This window comes from Micromonospora pisi, from assembly GCF_003633685.1.
GTDB lineage: Bacteria > Actinomycetota > Actinomycetes > Mycobacteriales > Micromonosporaceae > Micromonospora_G > Micromonospora_G pisi.
On the sequence record NZ_RBKT01000001.1, the window covers coordinates 2205919 to 2218194 of the forward strand.

Here is a 12276-nt window from a genome sequence, read left to right on the forward strand (position 1 = left end):
ACCAAGTGCGGACCGGGTACGGACCTGCACGGGTCAGCCGACCCGGGTGAGCAGCGTCACGGGGGCGCCGTCACCGGCGTACCGGTACGGCTCCAGTTCGGCGTCCCAGGCGGTGCCGAGCGCCTTGTCCAGGGCGTGCGCCAGTGCCTCGGGAGCCCGTGCCGACGCCATGATCTCGCGCAGCCGGTCCTCGCCGAGTTGGATGTCACCGGCGGCGCCGGTGGTCGCCCGGAACAGTCCGCGTCCCGGGACGTACATGAACCGTTCGCCGTCGACCCCGGCGCTCGGTTCCTCCGTGATCTCGAAACGGATCATCGGCCACTGCCGGAGGGCAGCAGCCAGTTCCGCACCCGTCCCCGGCCGGCCGGACCAACTGCACTCCGCCCGGCGGGCGCCGGGATCGACGGGTTGAACCGTCCAGTGCAGATTGACCGGCACGGTAAGGACGCGCGCGATCGCCCACTCGACGTGTGCACACACGGCGAGTGGGGTCGAGTGGACGTATACGACGCCACGCGTTGGCACGGTGACCTCCCGGAGAGCGAGGTGCGTCTTCCCCTACGACCTCGATCACCAGGCGATCTGCAACACATGATGACTGCTGTGACGGATGGTGCGCCAGAGAATCGGAATTTTGGCATGCCGGAATAGCCGTACCGCTAGTGGGTGTTCATTCCTCACGACAGGCCGCGGTCGCCGTCCGGCTCCCGTGGTCGTGTAAAGTTCACTCGGCGTCCTGTGCCCCAGGCCGCCAAAAATGCAGTTCGGCGGCCCCGGCCACTTCGGCGACCGGGCCACCAGGCGCGTCCGGCGTGTTGCCGTCGCGCATTCCGTCCTCCCGTTATGTCTGGCAAGGAGTACTTCCGTGGCGAGCAACACCTCAAAGACCGCGCGCGCGTCAGTCCGCGCCGGCCAGGCCGGTCAGGGTGGCGCCCTGAGCGTGCTCGGCGAGTTCAAGTACCTGATCCCGCTCAACGGCGGCAAGCACGCCTACGTGCGGAACCTGACCAACGGCAAGACCGTTCACGTCCGTACCGACTCCGACGCCTTCGTCGAGGAGGTCCGGCAGCTCGCCGGTGCCGGACACGCCGCCAAGATCCGGGCTGAGATCAGCGGCCTGGCCACGGCGTTCCCGGGCGACGGCTGGGACACCGCCGAGAAGCGTCTGGTCGAGGCCGGCGTCTTCACCGCCTGAGTCGACCCGCAGCACACGAACGCCCCGTTCCGGCCGAGCGCCGGGCGGGGCGTTTGTCGCTTTCCGCACCCCTGGGGGTTTCCGCACCGCGTCGCGCTCGACGTCCGGTTTCGGCGATCACGGTCACCCGGCCACCCAGAGCCGGACAGCGGCATGAAATGAAGATCACGGGTACGCTTGTTACCCGTGGGTAGTGGCACCCCCGGAGCGAACGGGAGGTAGCCGTGTCCGACCAGATCCCGACCCCGCGCACCCCGGCCGACCCGCTCCGGCCCACCCTCCTGGCCGCCCGTACGCCCGGCTCGGTCACCCTCTCCGACGGACTCCGGCTCCACGTCACCCAGGCCGGGCCGACCAGCGCGCCGGTAACCGTACTGCTGCTGCACGGCTGGAACCTCGACCACCAGACCTGGCACCGGCAGGTGACCGCGCTGACCGGCGCGCTCGGCGACTCGGTCCGGGTGATCGGCTACGACGCCCGTGGGCACGGCAGATCCGGGGTGAGCGCCCTCGGCACCGCCACCCTGGCCCGGCTCGGTGACGACCTGGCCGAACTGCTCGACACGATCGCGCCGACCGGGCCGGTGGTGCTCGCCGGCCACTCCCTCGGCGGCATGACGATCATGGAGTACGCCCACCGCCACCCCGACGACTTCGCCGCCCGGGTGGCCGGTCTGGTCCTCGTCGCCACCACCGCCGAGGGACACACCCACACCTGCTACGGACTGCCCACCCGGCTCACCTGGCTGGTCCGGCTCGCCGAGACCACCGGCGCCGGCGTACTGGCCCGCTGCGGTGGTCTGCGCACCCCCGGGCCGGTGCTCCAGGCGCTGCGGCCGGCCATCCGCTGGCTCCTCTTCGGCGACGACTGCGCCGCCGAGGACCTCGACCTCACCACCTCGGCGGTGGCCCGCGCGGCACTGGTCTCGATCGGCGGGCTCCGCGCCTCGGTCGGCCGGCAACACCGACTGGAGACCCTCACCCGCCTCGGTGACCTGCCGGTCGCCGCCCTGGTCGGTGACCGGGACCGGCTCACCCCGCCGCGCTGCGCCGAGTCGATCGTCGAGGCGCTCCCGGCCACCGAGCTGACCGTCTGCCCGGGCGCCGGCCACATGCTCCCCCTCGAACGTCCCGACGAGGTGAACTCGGCCCTGCTCGGGGTGGTCCGACAGGCCCTCGCCCGTACCCCGGCCCCCCGACAACCCGGCAACGGGCGCCGCCGGGCCCACGTCGGGAATCACGCCTGACGATCCGGCACGGGCACGACAGGCCCATCCGGGTGGGGATTCGGCACCCGATTCGGACCACCGCGATGGCCGACACGGTGACCGCAGCGGACCCGATCGGCCGATCGGCGCAAAGCGACCGGACGGCAACCCGTACCCTCGCTACCTGGCCACCCTGCGCGGCCGCACGCCCGCCCGACCGCCGGCCGGGGTCGGGCGCCGCGTCGACACAACCAACCACCCGGGAGTCTGCACGTTGACCGACCTCACCACCCTGCAACAGGAGATCGCCGCCGAGCAGCGGCATCTCGACCTGGTCTACGCCCGGCTGGCCCAGCTGCGCCGGACCGCCGCCAAGGCTGAGCAGGAGGGCTACCAACTCGCCCGGGTGGGCAACTTCGGCGCGCTGGTGGAGCGGGACGCGATGGTCTTCCACGCCGCCCGGCGCCGACACGCCCTCGACGCCGAGCACGAAGGACTCGTCTTCGGCCGGCTGGACCTGCGCGACGGACAGGTGCTGCACGTCGGCCGGCTCGGCGTACGCGGCGAACGATCCGAACCGCTGGTGATCGACTGGCGGGCACCGGCCGCCGCCGCGTTCTACCAGGCCACCGCCGCCGACCCGCAGGGCGTGGTACGCCGACGCATGATCCAGTCCGCGAACGAGCGGGTCACCCGGATCGAGGACGACCTGCTCGACCCCGGCGCCGCCCCCAGCGGCATGCGGGTGGTGGGCGACGGTGCGTTGCTCGCCTCCCTCGCCAAGGCGACCGGGCGCGGCATGCGCGACATCGTCGCCACCATCCAGCGGGAACAGGACGAGGCGATCCGCTCCCCCGCCGGCGGGGTCACGATCGTCTCCGGCGGACCCGGCACCGGGAAGACCGCGGTCGCCCTGCACCGGGCCGCCTACCTGCTCTACTCCGACCGGAACCGGTTCGCCGGCGGCGGCGTACTGGTGGTCGGGCCGTCCGGGGTCTTCGTCGAGTACATCGCCTCGGTGCTGCCCTCGCTCGGCGAGGAGACCGCCACCCTGCACTCCCTCGGCTCGCTCTTCCCCGGCGTGGTCGCCACCCGTACCGACTCGGCGGCGGTCGCGGCGATCAAGGGCTCACTGCGGATGCGCCGGGTGCTCGAACGGGCCACCCACGACGCGGTCCCGGGCGGCCCCACCGAACTACGCCTGCTCTACCGGGGCGAACTGCTCCGGCTCGACGCCACCCAACTCGACCGGATCCGGGCCCGGGCGCTGCCCCGGGGCGCCCGGCGCAACGAGGTCCGCCGGGCCGGCATCGACGGACTCTTCCAGGCGCTCTGGTCGCAGGTGCAGCGGGCGCCGGTCGGGCGGCTGCCGGAGAAGGCCAACTTCGAGGACGACCTGGCCGAACGGGGCGAATTCCGGGACTTCATCCGCGCCTGGTGGCCCCGGTTGCACCCGTGGCACGTACTCGGCTGGCTGAGCCAGCCGGAACGGCTGCGCAGGTACGCCGAAGGGCTCCTCTCGCACCGGGAGATCCGAGCGCTCAGCGCGTCGTACCAGAACCTGGACGCCGACGGGCCGACCATCGCCGACGTCGCCATCCTCGACGAACTGGACGAACTGCTCGGCAAGCCGATGCGGCCGGCCAAGCGACGACGGGACCCGTTCCTGCTCGCCGGTGGGGTACGCGAGGTCAGCACGTACGCCGACCGGCAGCGGGCCGCCCGGGCCCACGCCGCCGAACGGCCGGAGGACTACCGCGAGTACGCCCACGTGGTGGTCGACGAGTCGCAGGACGTCTCGCCGATGCAGTGGCGGATGCTCGGCCGGCGCGGCCGGCTCGCCTCCTGGACGGTGGTCGGTGACCCGGCGCAGACCGCCTGGACCGGCGACCCGCGCGAACTGGCCCAGTCCCGGGACAAGGCGCTCGGCCGCCGGGCCCGGCACGACTACACCCTCTCCACCAACTACCGGAACCCGGCGGAGATCTTCGCGGTCGCCGCCAAGGTGATCCGCGAGGTCGCCCCCGACCTCGCGCTGCCGACGGCGGTACGGACCACCGGGATCGAGCCGGTCGAACTGACCGTGTCCGCCGGTGAACTGCCCGGGGCGACCGTACGGGCGGTCACCGAACTCCTCGGCGAGGTGCAGGGAACGGTCGGCGTGATCACACCGGTGCCGCGCCGGGACGAGGTCAGCGGTTGGCTGGCCGACCTCGCCGGCCCCCGACTCCAGGTGGTGACCAGCCTCCAGGCGAAGGGCATGGAGTACGACGGTGTCGTGCTGCTCGCCCCGACCGAGATCCGTACCGACTCCGAGTCCGGCGTACGCACCCTCTACGTGGCCCTGTCCCGGGCCACCCAGCGCCTGACCACCATCGACCCCACCCGCTGACCCTCCTGCCGGAGGGTCAGCGGTACGGATCTCAGGGGCGGGGGATGGCGGTGACGGTGTACGGGGTGGTGGCGGTCGGCGGGGTGGTGAAGCGGCCGTTGGGCAGGTAGAGGCGGTTGCCGTACGCGGCCACGGTGGTCGGTACGTCGAAACCGGCGGAGGTTACCCGCTCGACCAGCCGTCCACTGGTGCCGGCGCGGTCGAGCTCGAAGACGGAGACGGTGTTCAGCCGGTTCTGCACCACGTACAGGGTGCGTCCGTCCCGGAGCAGCCCGTCGCCGTTGGTCAGCACCTCGCCGCCGAGGTCGACGGTCCGGGCCACCCCGGTCGCCGGGTCGACCCGGAAGAGCAGGCCGGGGCCGGACTGCACGACCAGCAGGCCGCGACCGTCCGGTGTGGTCTCGATGCCGTTGGCGTTGATCCCGGCGCCGTAGACGATGTCGCCGGTCAACGGCAACGTGACCGTCTCGTCCGCGTCCGGCAGGCCACCCCACCGGTTCAGCGGCAGCTTGTAGAGGACCGGGTTGGTCGAGTCGGTGAACCAGGCGGCGTCCGGGGTGAGCACCACGTCGTTGACGAAGCTCGGCACGTTGTTGAACTGGTAGGTGGTCAGCAGTTCTCCGGTGAAGGCGTTGAACACCTTCGCGGCGGCGCCGGTGGTGCTGTTCCCGCCGCCGACGAAGAGCCGCCCGCGCAGGTCCACCTTGAGGCCCTGGGACGGGGTGCCCGAACCGGCGTTGATCTGCTCGCCCCGCCCGGTGACCAGGTTGACCCGGTAGATGGCGCCGGTGGCCCGGGAACCGAAGAAGGCGTACGGCAGGGCCCCGATCGCGATCCCCTCCGGCTGGAACCCGTCCGGCAGGGCGAACGTGGTCGGGAACAGGGTGCCGGGCCGGGTCGACGCGGTTGCGGAGCGCCCGGTGTCGACCGGGGCGGCGCTGACCGGGGCGGCCGCCGCCAGGGTGCCGGCGAGCGCCACGGCGACGGACAGGACGGTGGTACGGGGTCGAACTCGCATCCTCGATCTCCTCCCCCGCCAGTCCGGCGGGCATCGGCTGATGTCGGTCGGTACCGGGTTCGATGGTGCCCGGTCGCCCCGCTGTCCGCTACCTGACAACCGCTCCGCTTCCAGGGGCGGTGGTGATCACGTCAGACTGTGGCGTGAACTGGCCACTGCTGCGCCTGGCCGTCGCCGGGCTGCGCGCGCACGCGGTACGACTGCTGCTGACCGCCTTCGCGGTGGTGGTCGGAGTGGGTTTCCTGGCCGGCACCCTGGTCTACGGCGACACCGCGCGGGCCGCGTTCTACGACGACCTGGCCCGCTCGGCGAGGAACGTGGACGTGGTGGTGGAGCCGGCCGAGACGCTGGTGTCGGCCGAGACGGTGAACCGGATCCGGGCGGTCGACGGGGTGGCCGAGGTGGACGGCCGGGTGATCGCCTGGCTGGGCCTGCTCGACCGGGACGGTCGACTGCTGACCCAGCAGGGACACGTCGGTTATGGACTCTCGGTGCCCGGTGTGGCGTCGCTCGCCCCGTACGACGTGACCGCCGGACGGCTCCCCACGGTGCCCGGCGAGGTCGCGGTCGACAAGACCACGGTGGCCGCCACGGGGTACGCCCTGGGCGCCCCGGTGAGCCTGCTCGACCAGGCCGGTACGCCGCACCGGCTGACCCTGGTCGGGGTCCTCGACCTCGGGGTGAACCGCCTCTTCGGCGGCTCCCCGGTGGCCGCGTTGACCGGTCCCGACCTGGTCGCCCTCACCGGCACCGAGCGGTACGCCCAGGTGGTGGTCCGGGCCCGGCCCGGGGTCGACCCGGAGGTGCTCGCCGACCGGGTGGCGCGGGTGACGGGTGACCCGCTGTTGGTGGTGCTCACCGGTGACCGGCTCCGGGACCAGCTCGCCGAACAGGCGGGCAAGTACGTCGACGGCTTCCTGGCGGTGCTGATCGGGTTCGGCGTGGTCTCACTGACCGTGTCGGCGTTCGTCATCTACAACACCTTCGCCATCCTGGCCGCCCAACGGGTACGCGAGCTGAGCCTGCTGCGTTGCGTCGGGGCGTCCCGCCGGCAGGTGGGGGTGGCGGTACTGCTGGAGGCGGTGGCGCTCGGCGTACTGGCCTCGCTCGGCGGGCTGGCGATGAGCCTGCTGGTCGGCTACGGGCTGATCTGGGGGCGGGAGCTGGTCGCCACCGACATCCCGCTGCACGCTCCGGTGGTGCGCTGGCCGACGGTGGCGGTGGCACTCGGGTTCGGCACGGTGGTGACGGTGCTGGCCGCGCTCGTACCGGCGCTCGGGGCGGGGCGGGTGCCACCGCTGGCGGCCCTGCACGGCAGCGCCACCGCCGAACTGCGCGACGCGTCCGGCCGCCGTGGCCGGGTCCGGGTGCTGGTCGCCGTCGGGCTGGCCGGGGCGGGGCTGGTGGCGATCCTGGTCGGGGTGCCGCTGGCCTTTCCGGGGCTGCCACTGGTGCTCGGCGGCGGAATGGTCGTCTTCCTCGGCGCGGTGGTGGCGGCTCCGCTGCTGGTTCCGCGCGCGGTCGGCGCGCTCGGTTGGCTGCCGGCCCGGCTCTTCGGCCCGGTGGCCCGGCTGGCGGTGGTGAACGCGCGGCGCAACCCGCGCCGGGCCGCGGCGACCACCATGGCGCTGACCATCGGGGTGGCGCTGATGTCGATGTTCGCGGTGCTGCTGGAGACCGCCCGGGACCAGACCGGGCGTGAGCTGACCGAGAACTTCCCGGTCGACTTCGTGCTCGACCGGACCCGGATCGACGGTACGCCGGGCGCCACCCGGGGCGAGCTGCCGGCGGAGCTGGCCGGGGTGCTCCGGGCCGAGCCGACGTTCGCCACGGTGGCGGAGGTACGGCTCGCGCCGGCCCCGGTCGACCCGCAGGTACGGATCTGGTCGGTGCCGGCGGAACAGTTGCGCGGGCCGGTCCGGCCGGAGGTCACCGACGGCGACCTGGCCGATCTGCGCCCCGGCACGGTGGCGGTGAGCCGCCCGGTGGCGCGGGCCCGGGGGCTCGGGGTGGGTGACCGGTTCGCGCTGGGCCTGCCCGGCGTACCGGACCCGGCCGGGGCGCTGACCGTGGTGGCGCTCTACGACGACGCCCCGACCGGCGGCGGTGCCCTGGTCGCGTGGGACCAGTTCAGCGCCGCGTACGGCCCCGGGGCGCCGAACCAGCTCCTGCTCGACCTGGCCCCCGGTGTCGGTACGGCGGCCGGCCGGCAGGCCCTGGACCGGGTGCTCCGGACCTACCCGGTGGTACGGGTGAGCAGCGTCGCCGACCAGGCGAACGCGCTGTCGGCGACCCTGGACGAGCTGCTCGGCATCTTCGCCGCGCTGCTCGGCATGTCGGTGCTGATCGCACTCTTCGGGATCAGCAACACGCTCTCCCTGTCGGTCTTCGAACGGACACGTGAGTCCGCGACGCTGCGGGCACTGGGGCTCTCCCGGCGGCAACTCGGCCGGATGCTGCTCGCCGAGGCGGGGCTGATCGCGCTGGTCGGGGCGCTGGCCGGGATCGTCCTCGGGGTCGGCGTCGGCTGGACCGCCGCACTCGGACTGATCAACAGTTACGGGCACGGGCTGCCGGTCGTACCGGTGGGTCAGCTCGCCCTCTGCGTGGCTCTGGCCGGCGGCGCGGCGCTCCTGGCCGGGCTGCTGCCCGCCCGGCGGGCGACCCGGGCGCCGATCGTGGCGGCGATGAGCGTGGAGGGCTGAACCCCGCCCCCGGCGGCCCGAATCAATCGCACACATTGGGATGTCGGCATATGTTGGGTCGCGCGGGTACCGGCGGCGGAGGGTGTGTGCGTGGGCGCGGGTCATGACCACGGCGCGCAGACGATGCGCGCGGGCGAGCGGCACCGGGGACGGCTCTGGTCCGCCCTCGGACTGCTCGTCGTCTTCACCGTGGTCGAGGCGGTCACGGCGCTCGCCACCGGCTCGCTCGCGCTCCTGTCCGACGCCGGTCACATGTTCACCGACGTACTCGGGATCGGGATGGCGCTCGCCGCGATCACCGCGACCCGGCGGGCCACCGACGACCCCCAGCGGACCTTCGGCCTCTACCGGCTGGAGGTGCTGGCCGCCCTGGCCAACGCGGTGCTGCTCTTCGGTGTCGCGATCTACGTGCTGGTCGAGGCGGCGCTGCGGTTCGGTGCCGCGCGTCCGCCGACCGTGCTGGCCGGGCCGATGCTGGTGGTGGCGATCCTCGGGCTGCTGGCCAACCTGGTCGCCTTCGGGCTGTTGCGGGCCGGCGCGCGGGAGAGCATCAACCTGCGCGGCGCCTACCTGGAGGCGCTCGGGGACCTGCTCGGCTCGGCCGGCGTGATCGTCGCCGCCCTGGTGATCGCGAACACCGGCTGGTGGTGGGCCGATCCGCTGGTCGCGGTGGCGATCGGCCTGTTCATCCTGCCCCGGACCGGACGGCTGGCGCGGGCCGCGGTCCGGATTCTGGTGCAGGCCGCACCGGAGCACCTGGACGTGCCGACGGTGGCCGCCCGACTCTGTGCCGTACCCGGTGTCGCCAACGTGCACGACCTGCACGTCTGGACGCTGACCTCGGGCATGGAGGTCGCCTCGGCCCACCTGACGCTCTCCCCCGGCGCCGAGGTCGGCGCGGTGCTCGCCGCGGCGCGCGGGGCGTTGCACGACGACTTCGACATCGCGCACGCCACTCTCCAGGTCGAGCCCGGCAGCGCGAGCGAGAGCTGCGGCCCCGCCGATTGGTAGGCCCAGCTGATTGGTAGGCCCCGCTACCCGAATACGGTCCTTACCTGACTCGGAAACGCGACCACTCTTCGCTTACCTGGTCCTTAAATTTTGTCCCCCGACCGGGTGAACTTTTCTAGTTATATCCGACATATCACTTCGAGTGGCGCCGCCTGTCGGCCGCGCCAACACTGTCCGTACTGGACCAGGCCGGTAGGCTCGGCTCCGGTCTCCGCCGGGCGGCGCCCTCCGGCGCCTGCGGTGACCGTCGCCTAATCGCACGTGCGAGCCGGGGAACCATCGCGTCATTGGGGTGCATCCGCGTCAGCGGTAGGGATCTTCCGTCCCGAACCCGTCAGCTAACCCGGTCGGCGGCTGACGGAAGGACGTGCAGCAAATGCCAGACCTGGCGCCCGTACGACCACGACCACGTGCCGCACGGTTCGCGACCCTGACGGCGATCGCGATCACCCTCACCGTGCTGGCCACCCCCCTCACCCCCACCAGCGCACTGGCCGCGAACGGCCCCCTCGCCGCCGCCCCGGGAACGCTCGCCGCCGCCCCGGGCGACACCGACGACGAGGGCGGCACCGCCAGCCTCCGCGAACAGCTCGACGTCGCGGCCAAGGGCTATCTCGACGCCCAGGCGGCCCTGGACAACTCCACCAAACGGCAACAGCAGCTCGCCACCCACCTGGGCACCCTGGAGGCCGAACTGGTCACCCGTACCCAGACCGTCGCCGAACTCGCCGGCATGGCGTACCGCACCGGCCGACTGGGGCCGCTGACGGCGCTGCTCAACAGCGACTCGCCCGACGGTTTCCTGGACCGGGCCTCGTCGCTCGGCACGGTGGCCGCCAACGAGGACCGCCAGCTCCGGAACCTGATCGAGGTCCGCGACCAGGAACAGCGGGCCAAGGCGGCGATCGAGAACGAGATCCGGGAACAACGCAAGCAGCTCGACATCATGGCCAAGCGCAAGCAACAGGCCGAACGCGCGCTCGCCCAGGCGGGCAGCGGCGGCGCCAGCGCCGGCGTCACCGCCAGCACCACCTCCGCCACGGCCAAGCCGGCGCCGCGCAACGCCGACGGCTCCTGGCCGAAGGAGTCGTGCAGCGTGAACGACCCGACCACCACCGGCTGCATCACCCCGCGCACCCTCAACGCGATGAACCAGGCCAAGGCGGCCGGCTTCACCCGCTTCGTCTCCTGCTTCCGCAGCGGCGGCTCGGGCGAACACCCCAAGGGACGGGCCTGCGACTTCGCTGCGGAGACGGGCGGCTTCGGCGGGGTCGCCACCGGCGGCGACAAGACGTACGGCAACAACCTGGCGGCGTACTTCGTCAAGAACGCCAGCCGCCTCGGAGTGCTGTACGTGATCTGGTTCAAGCAGATCTGGCTACCCGGCAGTGGCTGGAAGGCGTACAACGGCGGCGGTGACCCCTCCAGCGACCACACCAACCACGTCCACCTCTCCGTGAACTGACCCCCGCCCGCTTCCCTCGTCGATCTAGGGCAGATCCGCGTGAGTGGATCGTCATCGACGACGATCTGCCCTAGATCGACGAGGCGGGGGGTTAGTGTTGGGCGTTCCAGAAGCCGATGAGGGTGGCGGTCCACCAGCCGAGTTGGGAAACGGTGGCCGCTACGGCGGCGGGGAGCAGGCGGGACCAGGGCACCGGTCCGTCGCCCACGGCCGCGAGTCGGTCACTGACCCGGCCGAGGAACAGCCCGTTGATGCCGACCACGAGCACGGCGACCAGCTTGATCTGGACCAGCGCCGACGAGGTGTCCGGGCGCAGGGCCGCACCGCTGACCACCAAACCGACCAGGCCCAACCAGATGAGCAGGTGCGTGCCCCGCGCCGTGGTCAGCACGGTCCCGATCCGCTCCCGGCGCAGCAGCCAGCGCAGGCTGAACCAGTCCACCGTGAGCACCGCCCCGAAGCCCACGACCAGACAGGTCAGGTGACAGAAGAGCGCGACCATCCGCCATCCCGGGCCGAGCGTGAGGTGGGGTGCGGCGAAGACGACGGCCACCCAGCCGACGCTCATCGCGAGGACCGCCCCGGCGAGCACGTTGCGGCCGGCGGGTCGGCGGTGGCCGCCGCGCCAGCCGGCGGCCGGTGCGGGGGACGATCCGCCCACCGAGGAGACCACGGACCGCTCGCGGACCGGGGCGGACATCAAACCGGCAGACCGGTCGCGGACCGAGGCCGGTGCCGGGGTGGCCCCGGGATCCGTCGAGGGCGAGGTCCGTTGCACCGGAACGCTGGGCTGGAGCGGGTCGCCCGACGTCGTGCCTCCCGTCCGGTCGGCAGCGATCGATGACCACGGGCGGTTGACCGGACCCGCCGTCCGCTCGGACGGGGCCGACACGGCCGGCCAGTAGCGTTCGGTGGGAACCTCCACGGGGACACGGTCGGCACGGGTCCGCCGGCCGGTCGCGGGGTCGGCGGAACCACCGGGGTACGGAGCACCGGAGTGGTGACGGCCGGTGGTCTGGAGGTCAGACATCCGAGTCCACGGGTCCCGTACCCAGCATGGTGACTCCTCCGGTCGTCTCGGCGCCGCTCCGCTGCGGAGCGGACCAGCGGCCCCTCCTCATGAGGAGACTTCCCGGACGCCGGCAGGTAACAGAAACCCGGCGTGATCTTGTCTACGTCGGCCCGGTCGGCTCGCCGTACGGCCCCGGCACTCCGGTCGCGCCGACGCGCGACCATTGATCCGATAACACTTTCTCGGCCGGTTTATTTGGCAACTTTGGAC

9 protein-coding genes and 1 riboswitch are annotated in these 12276 nt (G+C 72.5%); of the genes, 6 read left to right on the top strand and 3 right to left on the bottom strand.

The window, feature by feature from the left end; all coding sequences use genetic code 11:
* Positions 1 to 33: 33 nt before the first annotated feature.
* Positions 34 to 525, bottom strand: coding sequence for a DUF3145 domain-containing protein (locus tag BDK92_RS08740; protein WP_121156262.1), 492 nt, complete (start codon positions 523 to 525; stop codon positions 34 to 36).
* Between the two features lie 340 nt (positions 526 to 865).
* Between BDK92_RS08740 and BDK92_RS08745 the strand changes: the two genes are divergently transcribed.
* The 3 genes from BDK92_RS08745 to BDK92_RS08755 all read left to right on the top strand — a co-directional run bounded on the left by BDK92_RS08745 (position 866) and on the right by BDK92_RS08755 (position 4795).
* Entirely contained in the window at positions 866 to 1195 is a 330-nt protein-coding gene (locus BDK92_RS08745; RefSeq protein ID WP_121156263.1) for a hypothetical protein, read from the top strand.
* Positions 1196 to 1476: 281 nt separating this feature from the next.
* Positions 1477 to 2442 (top strand): alpha/beta fold hydrolase, encoded by a 966-nt coding sequence (locus tag BDK92_RS08750; RefSeq protein WP_121161844.1) that lies wholly within the window; start codon positions 1477 to 1479, stop codon positions 2440 to 2442.
* 235 nt (positions 2443 to 2677) lie between these two features.
* Positions 2678 to 4795, top strand: coding sequence for a HelD family protein (locus BDK92_RS08755; RefSeq protein ID WP_121156264.1), 2118 nt, complete (start codon positions 2678 to 2680; stop codon positions 4793 to 4795).
* Positions 4796 to 4826: 31 nt separating this feature from the next.
* On the opposite strand, the gene BDK92_RS08760 is transcribed toward BDK92_RS08755, so the two are convergent.
* Entirely contained in the window at positions 4827 to 5813 is a 987-nt protein-coding gene (locus BDK92_RS08760; protein WP_121156265.1) for an SMP-30/gluconolactonase/LRE family protein, read from the bottom strand.
* Positions 5814 to 5956: 143 nt separating this feature from the next.
* Between BDK92_RS08760 and BDK92_RS08765 the strand changes: the two genes are divergently transcribed.
* The 3 genes from BDK92_RS08765 to BDK92_RS08775 all read left to right on the top strand — a co-directional run bounded on the left by BDK92_RS08765 (position 5957) and on the right by BDK92_RS08775 (position 10994).
* The gene (locus BDK92_RS08765) at positions 5957 to 8518 is read left to right on the top strand and encodes an ABC transporter permease (protein WP_170208526.1); all 2562 of its coding nucleotides are present in this window, start codon (positions 5957 to 5959) and stop codon (positions 8516 to 8518) included.
* Positions 8519 to 8608: 90 nt separating this feature from the next.
* Positions 8609 to 9529, top strand: coding sequence for a cation diffusion facilitator family transporter (locus BDK92_RS08770; RefSeq protein WP_121156267.1), 921 nt, complete (start codon positions 8609 to 8611; stop codon positions 9527 to 9529).
* 238 nt (positions 9530 to 9767) lie between these two features.
* A riboswitch (cyclic di-AMP (ydaO/yuaA leader) is annotated at positions 9768 to 9898 on the top strand.
* 16 nt (positions 9899 to 9914) lie between these two features.
* Entirely contained in the window at positions 9915 to 10994 is a 1080-nt protein-coding gene (locus BDK92_RS08775; protein ID WP_211349584.1) for a coiled-coil domain-containing protein, read from the top strand.
* Positions 10995 to 11085: 91 nt separating this feature from the next.
* Here BDK92_RS08775 and BDK92_RS38350 read toward each other — a convergent pair whose 3' ends face one another.
* A complete protein-coding gene (locus tag BDK92_RS38350; protein ID WP_147456943.1) occupies positions 11086 to 11694 on the bottom strand; it encodes a hypothetical protein in 609 nt (202 codons plus the stop codon).
* Between the last annotated feature and the right edge of the window lie 582 nt (positions 11695 to 12276).

Excerpts from the sequence above, each read along its gene's own strand:
- BDK92_RS38350 (WP_147456943.1), bottom strand. The coding sequence starts at position 11,694 with ATGTCCGCCCCGGTCCGCGAGCGGTCCGTGGTCTCCTCGGTGGGCGGA.
- BDK92_RS08760 (WP_121156265.1), bottom strand. The coding sequence starts at position 5,813 with ATGCGAGTTCGACCCCGTACCACCGTCCTGTCCGTCGCCGTGGCGCTC.